This window comes from Pantoea sp. B550, assembly GCF_024158165.1.
Lineage (GTDB): Bacteria > Pseudomonadota > Gammaproteobacteria > Enterobacterales > Enterobacteriaceae > Pantoea > Pantoea alfalfae.
Genome location: NZ_JAMYXI010000003.1, coordinates 1,515,551 through 1,532,150, shown reverse-complemented (window position 1 = coordinate 1,532,150; position 16,600 = coordinate 1,515,551). Strand labels below are relative to the sequence as shown.

General features: G+C 53.5%; 13 protein-coding genes, 2 tRNA genes and 4 rRNA genes. 12 read left to right on the top strand and 7 right to left on the bottom strand.

From position 1 onward, the window contains the following. Window positions 1-9: 9 nt before the first annotated feature. The 4 genes from trkA to def are packed head-to-tail and all read right to left on the bottom strand — an operon-like array spanning window position 10 to window position 4,233. A complete protein-coding gene (trkA, locus tag NIM72_RS10170) occupies window positions 10-1,386 on the bottom strand; it encodes a Trk system potassium transporter TrkA (RefSeq protein WP_013359233.1) in 1,377 nt (458 codons plus the stop codon). Between the two features lie 18 nt (window positions 1,387-1,404). Next, window positions 1,405-2,706 carry a 16S rRNA (cytosine(967)-C(5))-methyltransferase RsmB gene (gene rsmB / locus NIM72_RS10165; protein WP_253420214.1) on the bottom strand — a complete coding sequence of 434 codons (1,302 nt, stop codon included), beginning with the start codon at window positions 2,704-2,706 and terminating at the stop codon, window positions 1,405-1,407. A 49-nt stretch (window positions 2,707-2,755) separates the two neighbouring features. Next, window positions 2,756-3,700, bottom strand: a complete 945-nt coding sequence (fmt, locus tag NIM72_RS10160; protein ID WP_161736877.1) for a methionyl-tRNA formyltransferase — start codon at window positions 3,698-3,700, stop codon at window positions 2,756-2,758. A gap of 20 nt (window positions 3,701-3,720) precedes the next feature. Next, entirely contained in the window at window positions 3,721-4,233 is a 513-nt protein-coding gene (def, locus tag NIM72_RS10155) for a peptide deformylase (protein WP_013359230.1), read from the bottom strand. A gap of 115 nt (window positions 4,234-4,348) precedes the next feature. On the opposite strand from def, the gene dprA reads away from it, so the two are divergent. Genes dprA through NIM72_RS10125 form a run of 6 tightly spaced genes read left to right on the top strand, consistent with a single transcriptional unit; the run spans window position 4,349 to window position 8,143 of the window. Beyond that, on the top strand, window positions 4,349-5,473 hold the full coding sequence (gene dprA / locus NIM72_RS10150; RefSeq protein ID WP_253420212.1) for a DNA-protecting protein DprA: 1,125 nt from the start codon (window positions 4,349-4,351) through the stop codon (window positions 5,471-5,473). After that, entirely contained in the window at window positions 5,445-5,918 is a 474-nt protein-coding gene (gene smg, locus NIM72_RS10145) for a DUF494 family protein Smg (protein WP_013359228.1), read from the top strand. The genes dprA and smg overlap by 29 nt, the downstream gene beginning before the upstream one ends. A gap of 24 nt (window positions 5,919-5,942) precedes the next feature. Next, the gene (locus NIM72_RS10140) at window positions 5,943-6,491 is read left to right on the top strand and encodes a topoisomerase DNA-binding C4 zinc finger domain-containing protein (protein ID WP_161736879.1); all 549 of its coding nucleotides are present in this window, start codon (window positions 5,943-5,945) and stop codon (window positions 6,489-6,491) included. A 3-nt stretch (window positions 6,492-6,494) separates the two neighbouring features. After that, complete coding sequence (gene tsaC, locus NIM72_RS10135) at window positions 6,495-7,067, top strand: L-threonylcarbamoyladenylate synthase type 1 TsaC (protein ID WP_253420208.1); 573 nt, start codon at window positions 6,495-6,497, stop codon at window positions 7,065-7,067. A gap of 3 nt (window positions 7,068-7,070) precedes the next feature. After that, window positions 7,071-7,889 (top strand): shikimate dehydrogenase, encoded by an 819-nt coding sequence (gene aroE, locus NIM72_RS10130; RefSeq protein ID WP_253420205.1) that lies wholly within the window; start codon window positions 7,071-7,073, stop codon window positions 7,887-7,889. Then, the gene (locus tag NIM72_RS10125) at window positions 7,886-8,143 is read left to right on the top strand and encodes a DUF1488 domain-containing protein (protein WP_161736882.1); all 258 of its coding nucleotides are present in this window, start codon (window positions 7,886-7,888) and stop codon (window positions 8,141-8,143) included. The genes aroE and NIM72_RS10125 overlap by 4 nt, the downstream gene beginning before the upstream one ends. On the opposite strand, the gene NIM72_RS10120 is transcribed toward NIM72_RS10125, so the two are convergent. Next, window positions 8,110-8,664, bottom strand: a complete 555-nt coding sequence (locus tag NIM72_RS10120; protein WP_222924929.1) for a gamma carbonic anhydrase family protein — start codon at window positions 8,662-8,664, stop codon at window positions 8,110-8,112. The genes NIM72_RS10125 and NIM72_RS10120 overlap by 34 nt on opposite strands. Window positions 8,665-9,153: 489 nt before the next feature. Here NIM72_RS10120 and NIM72_RS10115 point away from each other — a divergent pair. The 6 genes from NIM72_RS10115 (at window position 9,154) to rrf (NIM72_RS10090) (ending at window position 14,528) form a co-directional block, all read left to right on the top strand. Further along, a 16S ribosomal RNA gene (locus tag NIM72_RS10115) occupies window positions 9,154-10,693 on the top strand. A gap of 86 nt (window positions 10,694-10,779) precedes the next feature. Then, window positions 10,780-10,855 (top strand) — tRNA-Glu (locus NIM72_RS10110). Between the two features lie 212 nt (window positions 10,856-11,067). Next, window positions 11,068-13,975 (top strand): 23S ribosomal RNA (locus NIM72_RS10105). 197 nt (window positions 13,976-14,172) lie between these two features. Further along, window positions 14,173-14,288: ribosomal RNA gene (rrf, locus tag NIM72_RS10100) — 5S ribosomal RNA — on the top strand. A 14-nt stretch (window positions 14,289-14,302) separates the two neighbouring features. Beyond that, window positions 14,303-14,378, top strand: a tRNA-Thr gene (locus tag NIM72_RS10095). 34 nt (window positions 14,379-14,412) lie between these two features. Further along, window positions 14,413-14,528 (top strand): 5S ribosomal RNA (gene rrf, locus NIM72_RS10090). The 16S, 23S and 5S rRNA genes sit together here with 2 tRNA genes alongside, the layout of an rRNA operon. A gap of 199 nt (window positions 14,529-14,727) precedes the next feature. On the opposite strand, the gene NIM72_RS10085 is transcribed toward rrf (NIM72_RS10090), so the two are convergent. Both NIM72_RS10085 and NIM72_RS10080 read right to left on the bottom strand, forming a co-directional pair. Further along, on the bottom strand, window positions 14,728-15,489 hold the full coding sequence (locus tag NIM72_RS10085) for an amino acid ABC transporter ATP-binding protein (RefSeq protein ID WP_161735976.1): 762 nt from the start codon (window positions 15,487-15,489) through the stop codon (window positions 14,728-14,730). Window positions 15,490-15,497: 8 nt separating this feature from the next. Beyond that, window positions 15,498-16,598 (bottom strand): amino acid ABC transporter permease, encoded by a 1,101-nt coding sequence (locus tag NIM72_RS10080; protein ID WP_253420201.1) that lies wholly within the window; start codon window positions 16,596-16,598, stop codon window positions 15,498-15,500. Between the last annotated feature and the right edge of the window lie 2 nt (window positions 16,599-16,600).

The following is a 16,600-nucleotide window of genomic DNA, read 5'->3' as shown; positions in this document are numbered from 1 at the left end:
ACGCGGCATTTAAAGGAAAAATGGACTCGGCTGGAAGAGGCGTTCCACATCTGACACGAATTTCTTGTCGGTCAGGAACATGATGACATGATCGCCTTGTTCAATACGCAGGTTATCATTGGCAATCATCACATCATCACCACGAACAACAGCGCCAATAATGGTCCCTGGCGGCAGTTTGATGTCATCAATCGAACGACCCACAACGCGTGACGTCGACTCGTCACCATGCGCTATCGCTTCGATCGCCTCTGCAATACCGCGTCGTAAAGATGAAACGCCCACGATATCCGCTTTGCGCACATGACCCAGCAGAGCCGAGATCGTGGCTTGCTGAGGGGAAATAGCGATATCGATGACGCTGCCCTGGACCAGATCGACGTAAGCGCGGCGCTGAATCAGTACCATCACTTTTTTTGCACCCATCTTTTTCGCCAGCATGGCAGACATGATGTTGGCTTCATCATCGTTGGTGACGGCGATAAACAGATCGACCTGCTCAACGTGTTCTTCAGCGAGCAGCTCCTGATCGGACGCATCGCCATAAAACACCACGGTGTCATGCAGATGTTCTGCGAGTTCCGCTGCGCGCTGGGGATTCCGCTCAATCAGCTTAACGCTGTAGTGCTTCTCAAGCCGCTGCGCCAGACCGAAACCGATGTTGCCGCCACCGACCAGCATAATCCGTTTATAAGGTTTCTCCAGCCGCTGCATTTCACTCATCACCGCACGAATGTTCTGGCTGGCAGCGATGAAGAACACTTCATCACCGGCTTCTACGATGGTTGAACCCTGCGGACGAATAGGGCGATCCTGGCGGAATATAGCGGCTACGCGCGTATCAATGTGTGGCATGTGCTCACGCATGATCGAGAGCGGATTTCCCACCAGCGGCCCGCCATAATAGGCTTTTACCACTGCCAGACTGACTTTTCCTTCAGCAAAGTTAACCACCTGCAATGCGCCAGGATACTGAATCAGACGGTAAATGTTGTCGATGACCAGCTGCTCAGGGGAGATCAGATGATCGATAGGCACTGCTTCAGGTATAAACAACTTGTCTGCATCACGCAGATAGTCGGCCGCACGGATACGGGCGATGCGATTCGGCGTATTGAAAAGCGAATAAGCAATTTGGCAGGCGATCATGTTGGTTTCATCCGAGTTGGTTACAGCAACCAGCATGTCGGCATCTTCTGCACCCGCCTCACGCAAAATTCTCGGATGGGAACCATGACCCTGAACCACGCGCAGATCGAATTTGTCCTGCAGATGACGCAGGCGCGAAGAGTCAGTATCGACAACCGTGATGTCGTTGTTCTCACCTACCAGATTTTCTGCCAGGGTTCCGCCAACCTGTCCTGCACCCAGAATGATTATTTTCATCGCTTATCAATACTCATCTCAGTTTGTACCCGATTTCTTTATCAGCTTAGCGTAGAAGAAACCATCTCCGCCCTCGGCTTCCGGGAATACCTGCAACCCGTTAGCGGACGCATCCCACAACGGTTCCGCCTGGGCGTCGTGCTGGCGTTGCAGGAAAGCGTCTATCTGCTGATGATTCTCTTCTGGCAGGATAGAGCAGGTCGCATAAATCAGCGTACCGCCGGGTTTAAGGTGTGGCCAGATAGCATCAAGAATTTCGCTCTGAAGCTTTGCCAGCTCAGCGATATCACGATCGCGACGCAGCCACTTAATGTCGGGATGGCGTCGGATAACACCGGTTGCAGAGCAGGGCGCATCCAGCAGAATCCGGTCAAACTGACGATCACCGCACCACTGCTGCGGCGTCCGTCCATCACCCTGTTTAATGTCTGCTTTCATGCCCAGTCGCTGCAGATTCTCCTCCACGCGTTTAAGGCGTTGCGCATCCACGTCGACGGCCATTACATGGGCTTCCGGCGCGATTTCAAGGATGTGGGTCGTTTTGCCGCCGGGAGCCGCGCATAAATCCAGGATCTGTTCGCCGTTTTGCGGTTCAAGCAGTAACGCACAGCGCTGAGCGGACAAATCCTGCACGGTTACCCAACCCCGATCAAACCCAGGTAACTGACTGACGGGGGCAGGGGCGTCAAGCCGCAGCGCATCCGGCACGTCGTCAGCCGGTTGTGCATTCCTGCCACTTTCAACCAGCTTGTGCAGCCACGCGTCACGATCCTGGTGCTGACGGTTAATCCGCAGCCACATCGGCGGACGCAGATTATTGGCTTCCACAATCTGTTGCCACTGTTCCGGCCAGGCATGCTGCAATCGCTTTAGCAGCCATCCCGGATGCAGATAACGCTGTGGGCCATCCTGAATGCTGGCGAGCAGCTCTTCCCGCTGGCGCTGAAACTGGCGTAATACACCATTTAACAAGCCTTTCAGGCTGGTACGCTTCAGGACTTCGGCGCCCGCGACGGTTTCTGCCAGTGCGGCATGGGCAGGTACGCGGGTATATTCCAGCTGATAAAGACCGACCATAATCAGATAGTGCAGAACCCGCTGTTTGCCTGTCAGTGGACGCTCCATCAGTTTGCCGATTAGCGCTTCCAGCTGCGGCAATGTGCGCAATACGCCAAAACAGATTTCCTGCACTAACGCGCTATCTTTGTCAGAGAGTTTTTTCTGGGCGGCGGGGAGTGCCGTATTCAGGGATTCGCCCTTGTCGACAACGCGCTCAATAAGTTGAGCGGAGAGGCTACGCAGGTTGATTGATTTAGTCATAAGGTTTTGTCATCAAACAAAAGGCCCGGTGAGTGACCGGGCCTGAGAGTCAGTCCAGAAGGGTTCCAGGTTCAAACCATTCCCGGCGCGAGTTGAGAAGATCCTGAGCCGACATCGGTTTTTTACCGGCGGGCTGTAACTGCAGCAGATTAAGTACACCCTGAGCCGTCGCTACCTGTATGCCATGCTTATCCGCACTGATTATTTCACCCAGCGAACGATCGCAGTGAGGCAGGACACTTGCCTGCCAGACTTTTACGGGTTGATCATCAATGGTGAAAAAGCTCATCGGCCACGGGTTAAACGCGCGAATACAGCGTTCGAGCTGTTCTGCTGAGAGTGTCCAGTCAAGACGCGCCTCCTCTTTACTAAGCTTCTCAGCATAGTTGGCCAGAGTCTCATCCTGTTTTTCAGGTGAAGCCTGCTGTGTGCTCAGTAAGGTCAGCGTATCCAGCAGCCCCTGTGGACCAAGCTGCGCGAGCTTGTCATAGAGCGTTGCACTGGTATCGTGGGCAGTAATCGGACAAGCGAGCTTATGCAGCATATCGCCAGTATCCAGACCGACGTCCATCTGCATAATGGTCACGCCGGTTTCACTGTCGCCAGCCCACAGAGCGCGCTGAATAGGCGCGGCTCCGCGCCAGCGCGGCAGCAGCGAACCATGAACGTTGATACAGCCGAGACGTGGCATATCCAGCACGGCCTTGGGCAGAATCAATCCGTAGGCCACAACTACCATCACATCGGCCTTCAGATCAGCGACCAGTCGCTGATTTTCTTCAGGTCGCAGAGACTTCGGCTGATAAACCGGAATGTCATGTGACAGCGCCAGCGTTTTGACCGGGCCTGGGGTGAGTTTGTTACCGCGACCCGCAGGACGATCAGGTTGGGTGAATACGCCGATAACCTGATGTTCAGAAGCAAGCAGCGCGTCAAGATGACGCGCTGCGAAGTCAGGTGTGCCGGCAAAGATGATTTTTAGCGGGGCAGACACGTTTATCCCTTCTTAAGATCTCAGGAAGCCTGCGCGTTCTGACGCGCCAGTTTCTCTAATTTAGTTTTGATTCGTTGCCGCTTCAGAGGCGACAGATAATCAATAAACAGTTTGCCTTCCAGATGATCAATCTCATGCTGGATGCAGATGGCCAGTAACTCGCTGGCTTCCAGCTCGAAACTTTTACCGTCACGATCAAGGGCGCGAACCTTTACCCGCTCGGCACGTGGAACAAATGCGCGCTGTTCCGGAATAGAGAGGCAACCCTCTTCAATACCGGTTTCGCCGCTTTTTTCCAGCAGCTCAGGGTTGATCAGGACTAAACGCTCTTCACGACTTTCAGAGACATCAATCACGATAATGCGCTGATGAATATCGACCTGCGTAGCCGCAAGACCTATACCTTCTTCGGCATACATCGTCTCGAACATATCATCAACGATACGCTGAATGTCTGCGTTAACTTCTTTAACGGGCGCGGCGACTTTGCGAAGACGCTCGTCAGGGAAATGTAATACCTGCAAAACTGACATAAATATCCAGATCTGTATTCGGTTAAGAAAAGATTACTGCCTCATATTGTAGACTTTTCGAGGCCTGATTGACAGCATTGTGCGGCAGGAAGCAAGGGCGATCAGGGAGCAGGAGATGGACAAAATAGGGCAGTATGTGCGGCTGGCTGCCGTCACCGGAATGACAGGGAAACGCTGGGTTGACGTGGCGCAGCAGACAGGTGCCGGACCGGCAGACGATGAGCAGCTTATCCGGCTTGGGTTAGACGCCAGCCAGCGGCAGCAATATTATGAATTTAATGAAAAAAATATTGAGCAAATCTGTTCCTGGCTGGCGCAGAGTCCGGCTCATCATCTGATTACCGCTCTGGATGCAGCTTATCCAGCCCGTCTTAAAGAAACCAATCGTTTTCCGCCCCTGCTCTATATTGATGGCGATCCTGCCGTTATCACTACACCACAGTTAGCCATTGTGGGGAGCCGAAACAGCTCCCACTATGGTCGTTACTGGTGTGACTGGTTTACCCAGCATTTAAGCGCGGGCGGATTGACTATCACCAGCGGACTGGCGCGGGGTATTGATGGCGTTGCACATCAGGCCGCACTCAACGTGGGCGGTAAAACGGTGGCAGTGTTAGGAAGCGGATTGCAGCGTCTCTATCCCAAAAACCATACAGGCCTTGCCGCCGAGATCGTCGAGCAGGGCGGTGCTATCGTTTCTGAGTTTCCACTGACGACCATACCGCATCCCCTTAATTTTCCACGCCGCAATCGTATCATTAGCGGCCTGAGCCACGGTGTGCTGGTGGTAGAAGCCTCGCTGAAAAGTGGCTCACTGGTGACGGCCCGTTATGCGCTGGAGCAAAATCGCAATGTCTATGCTTTACCTGGCGCACTCGGCAACCCGTTAAGCGAAGGCGTAAACTGGCTGATTCAGCAGGGCGCGCTGCTGGTGGCTCATCCCAATAACATCGTAGAAGATCTGGCAAATGCACTTAACTGGCTACCTGTGGCTCAGGCGGATGAAATTTATTCTGAGGTGAGGGACGATGCTCCATTGCCATTTGCTGATGTGTTGGCTAACGTAGGAGATGATGTTACACCTGTTGACGTTGTCGCTGAACGTGCCGGCCAATCTGTGCCAGTTATCTCAGCTCAGTTGCTGGAACTGGAGTTAGCAGGATGGATCGCAGCTGTACCCGGCGGCTATGTCCGATTGAGGAGGGCATGCCATGTTCGACGTACTGATGTACTTGTTTGAAACATATATCCACAACGAAGCAGAAATGGGTGTTGATCAGGACAGATTGACAGACGACCTGACGGATGCCGGGTTCCATCGTGAAGATGTTTACAGTGCGCTGAACTGGTTAGAAAGACTGGCTGACTATCAGGAAGGACTGGTAGAACCAATTTTACTGACAAATGATCCGCTCTCCATGCGTATTTATACCGATGAAGAGAGCAAACGTTTAGATGCTGACAGCCGTGGTTTCCTGCTGTTCCTGGAGCAGATTCAGGTGCTGAACCTGGAAACCCGTGAAATGGTCATCGAACGTATCATGGCGCTGGATACCTCTGAGTTTGACCTTGAGGATCTCAAATGGGTGGTGCTGATGGTGTTGTTCAACATCCCGGGATGTGAAAATGCCTATCAGCAGATGGAAGAACTGCTATTCGACGCCAATGAAGGTATGCTGCATTAAATTTCCTTTCATGCATTGATCGCTATGAGTAAAGCTGCACTCTTCACCGTGCGTAAACAGGATCCCTGCCCCGCTTGCGGGGCAGAACTGGTTATCCGCTCCGGTAAACACGGTCCTTTTCTGGGCTGCACGAACTACCCGGCTTGTGACTACATTCGACCTTTAAAAGGTCAGGCCGATGGCCATGTGGTCAAAGTGCTGCAAGGCCATGCCTGTCCTGAATGCGGTGCGGATAAAGTGTTGCGGCAGGGGCGTTTTGGCATGTTCATCGGCTGCAGCCTCTATCCGGAATGCGGATACACAGAAACCATCGATAAACCGGATGAAACCTCGCTGGCCTGCCCACAGTGCCATGAAGGCCGGTTAGTTCAGCGGCGTTCCCGTTATGGCAAAACGTTTCACTCCTGCGATCGTTATCCGGCCTGTCAGTTTGTCGTCAATCTGACACCCGTTGCCGGAATCTGTCCTTATTGTGAGTATCCGCTGTTAGTTGAGAAAAAGACGGCTCAGGGCGTTAAGCGCTTCTGCGCCAGTAAGAGTTGTGGCAAAGCCATCGCTGAAGAGAATTCATAGACCATGGAAAATCAACACCTCGCCGATTCACTTGAGTCCTGTTTAGAGCATCTGAATCGTCAGGCGGTCATCGCCTATCCTACGGAAGCCGTATTTGGTCTGGGCTGTGACCCTGACAGTGAATCTGCCGTTATGGCCCTGCTGGCACTCAAACAGCGCCCGGTAGAGAAGGGGCTCATCCTCATTGCGGCTGATTACAGTCAGCTTGAGCCTTACATCTCGGCGCGCGAACTTTCTGTAATCCAGCGGGAGCGGATGTTTGCCCGCTGGCCCGGCCCGGTGACTTTTGTCGTACCGGTACCGCCACAGACGCCTCGCTGGCTTACCGGACAGTTTGATTCACTGGCCATTCGCGTCAGTGATCATCCGGATGTTCAGGCGCTATGCCGCGCGTTTGGCAAACCGCTGGTCTCGACCAGCGCAAATCTGTCAGGCCTCCCTCCCTGCCGCACAGCAGAAGAAGTGAAGCAGCAGTTTGGTGAGCAGTTCCCGGTTCTGGCGGGTAAAACGGGTGGACGACTCAATCCTTCTGAAATCCGCGATGTCATCAGCGGCGAACTTATACGTCAGGGTTAATTTATGGATCACTTCGCCGTTTTCGGTAATCCGATCAGCCACAGTAAATCGCCGCTAATCCATCAGGCTTTTGCTGAGCAGACGGGCATTGAACATCGCTATGGTCGCATCTGTGCCCCGGTTGATGGTTTTCCTCAATCGCTTTCTGCTTTTTTCGAGCAGGGAGGTCGTGGTGCCAACGTGACGTTACCTTTCAAACAGCAGGCATGGGAATTTGCCGATCAGCTCAGCGAACGTGCAGCTCTGTCCGGTGCGGTAAACACCGTCAAAAAGCTCAGTGATGGGCAAATCCTGGGAGACAACACGGATGGTATCGGCTTGTTAAGCGATCTTGAACGGCTAAATATGATCAACGCTGGCGATAATGTCTTGCTGGTGGGAGCGGGCGGGGCCGCTCGCGGTGTCGTTCTGCCGCTGCTTTCAGCAGGCGTGACGCTTACCGTCGTCAATCGTACAGCCGCGCGCGCTGAAGAGCTGGCGAACCTGTTTAGCGCGAGCGGGAGTATCCGGGCATCTGGTTTTGAGCAACTGACGGATCAGCGCTTTAATCTGATCATCAACGCCACGTCAAGTGGTGTGAATGGAGAAACGCCTCCTTTACCTGCAGAAGTAATCCATTCAGATGTGCGCTGTTATGACATGTTTTACCAAAGCGGGCTAACGCCTTTTTTACGCGGGTGTCAGGCGCAGGGGACTCATCATCTGGCCGATGGACTGGGGATGCTGGTGGGGCAGGCTGCGCATTCCTTCTATCTATGGCACGGTGTGATGCCGGAAATCACGCCGGTGATTGCTCAGCTTAAGCAGAACATGCAGCCATGAATCAGGCGATACAGTTCCCGGATGAGGAAACCTATGACGCTGAACTAAACGCAGTCTGTTTTCCAGTACTGGTCAATGGCATGCGGCTGAATTGTGCAATCAGCCGCGATTCGCTGGCTTCACGTTTTGGTAAAGGGGAGGCGATGGCGCTGTTTCGGCACCATCGTTGGGATCTGGAAGATGAGGCCGAAGCGGCTGTTCGTCAGGATAACGTGGATGCTCAGGGCTGGGTCTGGCTATCTCCCGCCAGATAATCCTCTTTCCAGCCAACATAGTTATTGGCGGAATAGCGCAGACCTTCCTTCTCACTGTCATTCAGCGGCCTGACCTGCTTTACCGGGCTACCCAGATAGAGATAGCCGCTCTCCAGTCTTTTACCGGGCGGCACCAGGCTTCCGGCACCAATCATCACCTCTTCTTCTACTATTACGCCATCCAGCAGAATCGATCCCATTCCGACCAGCACGCGATCGCCAATGGTACAGCCGTGTAGCATCGCTTTATGCCCGACGGTGACGTCCTCGCCAATAATAAGAGGAAAGCCCAGCGGGTTGGCGGCTGATTTATGTGTGACGTGCAGAACACTGCCGTCCTGCACATTAGTACGGGCACCAATGCGGACCTGATTCACATCACCCCTGATCGCAACCAGCGGCCAGATGCTCACATCATCCTCCATAATCACATCACCGACGACAACACTGCTTGGATCGACCATCACGCGCTGGCCAGTTTGCGGGAAAAGATCTTTATAGGGGCGTAGGGCGGAAGTCATCTTGTTCTCCTTTGTTCTGTTTTCACTGCAGCCTGATGCCATTTTAGCCAGCTGACAAGCCAATTCTGACCCGGATCGCTGGCGATCTCATCAATCTGGATCATTTATAACCGTTCAGATAAAAGATCCTAAAAAAGGGTTGTGCTCTGAAACGGGATCCCTATAATGCGCCTCCATCGACACGGCACACCGGCAACGGGAAACGGGTTGAAGGTTCAGGAGACTGACCCGCCGGAGAAAACTTCTGAGAAAGAGGTTGACTCTGCAGGAGGAAAGCGTAATATACGCCACCTCGCGACAGGACGCTAACGCACTGTTCGCACTGCTCTTTAACAATTTATCAGACAATCTGTGTGGGCACTCGCAGGATTGATATCAGCGTCTTTGGACGCACAAAAATATCAAAGCCTCACGAGTGAACACATAATGAAATTCATTATGACGTTTTACAGATGAGCACCGCTTAACTTGTTTAAGCAAATCAAACTTAAATTGAAGAGTTTGATCATGGCTCAGATTGAACGCTGGCGGCAGGCCTAACACATGCAAGTCGGACGGTAGCACAGAGAGCTTGCTCTCGGGTGACGAGTGGCGGACGGGTGAGTAATGTCTGGGGATCTGCCCGATAGAGGGGGATAACCACTGGAAACGGTGGCTAATACCGCATAACGTCGCAAGACCAAAGAGGGGGACCTTCGGGCCTCTCACTATCGGATGAACCCAGATGGGATTAGCTAGTAGGCGGGGTAATGGCCCACCTAGGCGACGATCCCTAGCTGGTCTGAGAGGATGACCAGCCACACTGGAACTGAGACACGGTCCAGACTCCTACGGGAGGCAGCAGTGGGGAATATTGCACAATGGGCGCAAGCCTGATGCAGCCATGCCGCGTGTATGAAGAAGGCCTTCGGGTTGTAAAGTACTTTCAGCGGGGAGGAAGGCGGTGCGGTTAATAACCGCGCCGATTGACGTTACCCGCAGAAGAAGCACCGGCTAACTCCGTGCCAGCAGCCGCGGTAATACGGAGGGTGCAAGCGTTAATCGGAATTACTGGGCGTAAAGCGCACGCAGGCGGTCTGTTAAGTCAGATGTGAAATCCCCGGGCTTAACCTGGGAACTGCATTTGAAACTGGCAGGCTTGAGTCTTGTAGAGGGGGGTAGAATTCCAGGTGTAGCGGTGAAATGCGTAGAGATCTGGAGGAATACCGGTGGCGAAGGCGGCCCCCTGGACAAAGACTGACGCTCAGGTGCGAAAGCGTGGGGAGCAAACAGGATTAGATACCCTGGTAGTCCACGCCGTAAACGATGTCGACTTGGAGGTTGTTCCCTTGAGGAGTGGCTTCCGGAGCTAACGCGTTAAGTCGACCGCCTGGGGAGTACGGCCGCAAGGTTAAAACTCAAATGAATTGACGGGGGCCCGCACAAGCGGTGGAGCATGTGGTTTAATTCGATGCAACGCGAAGAACCTTACCTACTCTTGACATCCACGGAATTCGGCAGAGATGCCTTAGTGCCTTCGGGAACCGTGAGACAGGTGCTGCATGGCTGTCGTCAGCTCGTGTTGTGAAATGTTGGGTTAAGTCCCGCAACGAGCGCAACCCTTATCCTTTGTTGCCAGCGATTCGGTCGGGAACTCAAAGGAGACTGCCGGTGATAAACCGGAGGAAGGTGGGGATGACGTCAAGTCATCATGGCCCTTACGAGTAGGGCTACACACGTGCTACAATGGCGCATACAAAGAGAAGCGACCTCGCGAGAGCAAGCGGACCTCACAAAGTGCGTCGTAGTCCGGATCGGAGTCTGCAACTCGACTCCGTGAAGTCGGAATCGCTAGTAATCGTGGATCAGAATGCCACGGTGAATACGTTCCCGGGCCTTGTACACACCGCCCGTCACACCATGGGAGTGGGTTGCAAAAGAAGTAGGTAGCTTAACCTTCGGGAGGGCGCTTACCACTTTGTGATTCATGACTGGGGTGAAGTCGTAACAAGGTAACCGTAGGGGAACCTGCGGTTGGATCACCTCCTTACCTGAAGATACCTTCCCGCGCAGTGTCCACACAGATTGTCTGATAGAAAATAACGAGCAAAGTGTCTTTCGAAGACAGACTTAATTGTCCCCTTCGTCTAGAGGCCCAGGACACCGCCCTTTCACGGCGGTAACAGGGGTTCGAATCCCCTAGGGGACGCCAAAGCTTGGTGACAGGTGAAAGATGTTGCCCACATATCTTAAAGATGACTTACGAGTCATGTTTAAGATATTGCTCTTTAACAATCCGGAACAAGCTGAAAATTGAAACGACGTGTCGCTTTCATTCTCCGTAATAAGAATGAAAAACGCGGCACGTTCGAGTCTCTCAAATGCTTGCAGTCTGCAGCGTTGCAAAACGCCTGTGGGTTGTGAGGTTAAGCGACTAAGCGTACACGGTGGATGCCCAGGCAGTCAGAGGCGATGAAGGACGTGCTAATCTGCGTAAAGCGACGGTAAGGTGATATGAACCGCTACAGCCGTCGATGTCCGAATGGGGAAACCCGGTGCACTCTGTGCATCATTGCAGCATGAATACATAGTGCTGCAAGGCGAACCGGGGGAACTGAAACATCTAAGTACCCCGAGGAAAAGAAATCAACCGAGATTCCCCCAGTAGCGGCGAGCGAACGGGGAGCAGCCCAGAGCCTGAATCAGCATGTGTGTTAGTGGAAGCGTCTGGAAAGTCGCAGGGTACAGGGTGATACTCCCGTACACAAAAGCACACGCGCTGTGAGCTCGATGAGTAAGGCGGGACACGTGGTATCCTGTCTGAATATGGGGGGACCATCCTCCAAGGCTAAATACTCCTGACTGACCGATAGTGAACCAGTACCGTGAGGGAAAGGCGAAAAGAACCCCGGCGAGGGGAGTGAAACAGAACCTGAAACCGTGTACGTACAAGCAGTGGGAGCCCTCTTTACGGGGGTGACTGCGTACCTTTTGTATAATGGGTCAGCGACTTATATTCTGTAGCAAGGTTAACCGTATAGGGGAGCCGCAGGGAAACCGAGTCTTAACTGGGCGTTAAGTTGCAGGGTATAGACCCGAAACCCGGTGATCTAGCCATGGGCAGGTTGAAGGTTGGGTAACACTAACTGGAGGACCGAACCGACTAATGTTGAAAAATTAGCGGATGACCTGTGGCTGGGGGTGAAAGGCCAATCAAACCGGGAGATAGCTGGTTCTCCCCGAAAGCTATTTAGGTAGCGCCTCGTGAACTCATCTCCGGGGGTAGAGCACTGTTTCGGCTAGGGGGCCATCCCGGCTTACCAACCCGATGCAAACTGCGAATACCGGAGAATGTTATCACGGGAGACACACGGCGGGTGCTAACGTCCGTCGTGAAGAGGGAAACAACCCAGACCGCCAGCTAAGGTCCCAAAGTCATGGTTAAGTGGGAAACGATGTGGGAAGGCACAGACAGCCAGGATGTTGGCTTAGAAGCAGCCATCATTTAAAGAAAGCGTAATAGCTCACTGGTCGAGTCGGCCTGCGCGGAAGATGTAACGGGGCTAAACCATGCACCGAAGCTGCGGCAGCGACACTATGTGTTGTTGGGTAGGGGAGCGTTCTGTAAGCCGTCGAAGGTGTGCTGTGAGGCATGCTGGAGGTATCAGAAGTGCGAATGCTGACATAAGTAACGATAAAGCGGGTGAAAAGCCCGCTCGCCGGAAGACCAAGGGTTCCTGTTCAACGTTAATCGGAGCAGGGTGAGTCGACCCCTAAGGCGAGGCCGAAAGGCGTAGTCGATGGGAAACAGGTTAATATTCCTGTACTCGGTGTTACTGCGAAGGGGGGACGGAGAAGGCTATATCAGCCGGGCGACGGTTGTCCCGGTTTAAGCGTGTAGGCGGAGGGTCCAGGTAAATCCGGTCCCTTATTAACGCTGAGGCGTGACGACGAGGCACTACGGTGCTGAAGTGATAAATGCCCAGCTTCCAGGAAAAGCCTCTAAGCATCAGGTAACACAGAATCGTACCCCAAACCGACACAGGTGGTCAGGTAGAGAATACCAAGGCGCTTGAGAGAACTCGGGTGAAGGAACTAGGCAAAATGGTGCCGTAACTTCGGGAGAAGGCACGCTGGCGCGTAGGTGGAGGGATTTACTCCCCGAGCCGAAGCCAGTCGAAGATACCAGCTGGCTGCAACTGTTTATTAAAAACACAGCACTGTGCAAACACGAAAGTGGACGTATACGGTGTGACGCCTGCCCGGTGCCGGAAGGTTAATTGATGGGGTTATCCGCAAGGAGAAGCTCTTGATCGAAGCCCCGGTAAACGGCGGCCGTAACTATAACGGTCCTAAGGTAGCGAAATTCCTTGTCGGGTAAGTTCCGACCTGCACGAATGGCGTAATGATGGCCAGGCTGTCTCCACCCGAGACTCAGTGAAATTGAACTCGCTGTGAAGATGCAGTGTACCCGCGGCAAGACGGAAAGACCCCGTGAACCTTTACTACAGCTTGACACTGAACATTGAGCCTTGATGTGTAGGATAGGTGGGAGGCTTTGAAGCGCGGACGCCAGTCTGCGTGGAGCCAACCTTGAAATACCACCCTTTAATGTTTGATGTTCTAACGTAGGCCCGTTATCCGGGCTGCGGACAGTGTCTGGTGGGTAGTTTGACTGGGGCGGTCTCCTCCTAAAGAGTAACGGAGGAGCACGAAGGTCAGCTAATCACGGTCGGACATCGTGAGGTTAGTGCAATGGCATAAGCTGGCTTGACTGCGAGAGTGACGGCTCGAGCAGGTGCGAAAGCAGGTCATAGTGATCCGGTGGTTCTGAATGGAAGGGCCATCGCTCAACGGATAAAAGGTACTCCGGGGATAACAGGCTGATACCGCCCAAGAGTTCATATCGACGGCGGTGTTTGGCACCTCGATGTCGGCTCATCACATCCTGGGGCTGAAGTAGGTCCCAAGGGTACGGCTGTTCGCCGTTTAAAGTGGTACGCGAGCTGGGTTTAGAACGTCGTGAGACAGTTCGGTCCCTATCTGCCGTGGGCGCTGGAGAATTGAGGGGGGTTGCTCCTAGTACGAGAGGACCGGAGTGAACGCACCACTGGTGTTCGGGTTGTCATGCCAATGGCACTGCCCGGTAGCTAAGTGCGGAAAAGATAAGTGCTGAAAGCATCTAAGCACGAAACTTGCCCCGAGATGAGTTCTCCCTGACCCCTTGAGGGTCCTGAAGGGACGTTGAAGACTACGACGTTGATAGGCCGGGTGTGTAAGCGCAGCGATGCGTTGAGCTAACCGGTACTAATGACCCGTGAGGCTTAACCTTACAACGCCAGAGGCGTTTTTGAGAGACACGATTTTCAGCTTATTCCGGATAAAATTAGCGGAAACGAAAGATTTTGCGGCGTGACAAGGCGCAGAGCGAAGACATCAGCGGGAGCATACTGAGGTATGTGACCGGTGTGGCTGAGCGATGGCAACGCGGTCATGGCGTAAAAGATTCGTTTCGTGCACCAAGATTTGCCTGGCGGCTTTAGCGCGGTGGTCCCACCTGACCCCATGCCGAACTCAGAAGTGAAACGCCGTAGCGCCGATGGTAGTGTGGGGCCTCCCCATGCGAGAGTAGGGAACTGCCAGGCATCAAATTTAGTGTGCTGATATGGCTCAGTTGGTAGAGCGCACCCTTGGTAAGGGTGAGGTCCCCAGTTCGACTCTGGGTATCAGCACCAGTTAAGACACGAGTTCGGTAAATAAAAGAATTTGCCTGGCGGCTGTAGCGCGGTGGTCCCACCTGACCCCATGCCGAACTCAGAAGTGAAACGCCGTAGCGCCGATGGTAGTGTGGGGTCTCCCCATGCGAGAGTAGGGAACTGCCAGGCATCAAATAAGAGAGAGCCCTTCGCGTATGCGAAGGGCTTTTTTCGTTGTGGCAATCCGATAATCCGCACTAAAACTCCCTCATATCAGCCCGGTTTTCTGTGCCTTTATCACCGCATCGGCTCATTCAGCTGATTAAAGTGTATAAATGCCATAAAAAACCCGGCACCAGGCCGGGTGGTAAGATAACGGGGTCGGTAATCAGTGAATAACCTGCGATAAAAACGCCCGGGTACGCTCCGATTTTGGATTAGAAAAGAACTCCTGCGGTGGGGCAACTTCGACGATCTCACCCCGATCCATAAAGATCACCCGGTCGGCAACCGTTCGGGCAAAGCCCATTTCGTGGGTGACGCACAGCATGGTCATCCCATCCTCCGCCAGACCAATCATCGTGTCCAGCACCTCTTTAACCATCTCCGGATCCAGCGCTGAGGTTGGCTCATCAAACAGCATAATTTTTGGTTTCATACAGAGTGAGCGAGCGATGGCGACGCGTTGCTGCTGTCCGCCGGAAAGCTGACCCGGAAACTTATGTGCATGCTCTGCAATGCGCACGCGTTGCAGATAGTGCATGGCCAGTTCATCCGCTTCCTTCTTTGGAATCTTTCTCACCCAGGAAGGTGCCAGCGTGCAGTTTTGCAAAACAGTCAGATGCGGGAAGAGATTGAAGTGCTGAAATACCATCCCCACTTCTGTGCGTACGCGCTCAATGTTACGTACGTCGTCATTAAGATGGATACCGTCAACAATAATGCGTCCCTGCTGATGCTCTTCCAGATGGTTGATGCAGCGGATCGTGGTCGATTTGCCGGAGCCAGAAGGGCCGCACAGCACGATGCGCTCACGGGGTTTAACCTGCAGGTTGATGTCTTTCAATACGTGAAACTGCCCGTACCATTTATTCACGTTCTCAAGCGAAATCATCAACGCGTCGGAAGAGTGTGTTATAGAGTCAGTCATGTAAAACCTCAGTGCGATGTACGCCCGGTGTGAAAGCGCCTTTCCAGATACTGGCTGTAGCGCGACATGCTAAAACAGAAAATCCAATAGACCAGTGCAGCAAAGACATAACCTTCAGTCGACATGCCCAGCCAGGTTGGATCGACCGTTGCCTGCTGGACGCTGCTGAACAGATCGAAAAGACCAATGATGATGACCAGGCTGGTATCTTTAAACAGCGCGATGATGGTGTTAACCAGGCCAGGGATGGTGAGCTTCAGTGCCTGGGGAAGAATGACCAACATCTGCGTTTTCCAGTAGCCCAGCGCCAGCGATTCTGCAGCCTCATACTGACCCTTCGGTAATGCCTGCAGGCCACCGCGCACCACTTCCGCCACATAAGCAGACTGGAACAGGATCACACCGACCAGCGCACGTACCAGCTTGTCGATAGTCGTACCTTCAGACATAAACAGCGGCAGCATCACCGATGACATAAACAGCACGGTAATCAGCGGAACGCCGCGCCAGAACTCGATAAAGATAATCGACAGCGTACGCACAACCGGCATCCGTGAGCGACGGCCAAGCGCCAGCAGGATGCCCAGCGGCAGCGCACCAGCAATCCCCACCGACGCGATAATCAGCGTCAGCGTTAACCCGCCCCACTGACGTGTTTCCACACGTTCCAGTCCCAGATAGCCGCCATACAGCAGGAACCAGACAATCACCGGATAGATGACGGCCCAGGCCGCAATGTAGCGTCCACGGTAGGGCAGGCTTTTGAGGAACATCGGCACAATCGACAGCAGGCCAATCACCAGCGCCAGGTTAATACGCCAGCGCAGCTCATGTGGATAAAGCCCATACATGAACTGACCGAAACGAGCATGGATAAAGACCCAACAGGCACCTTCTTTAGTGCAATCGGCGCGTGTCGTACCGATCCAGTTAGCCTGAAAGATCAGCCAGTTCAGCGCAGGCGGAATGACGTGCCAGATGACCCAGATGCAAAACAGCGTCAGTAACGTATTAAACCAGCTGGAAAACAGATTCTTACGAGCCCAAAGCCAGGCGCGACTGACAGGCGTCGTCGGGATGGGGGGCGTTTCATGCGTAGTGACAGACATAG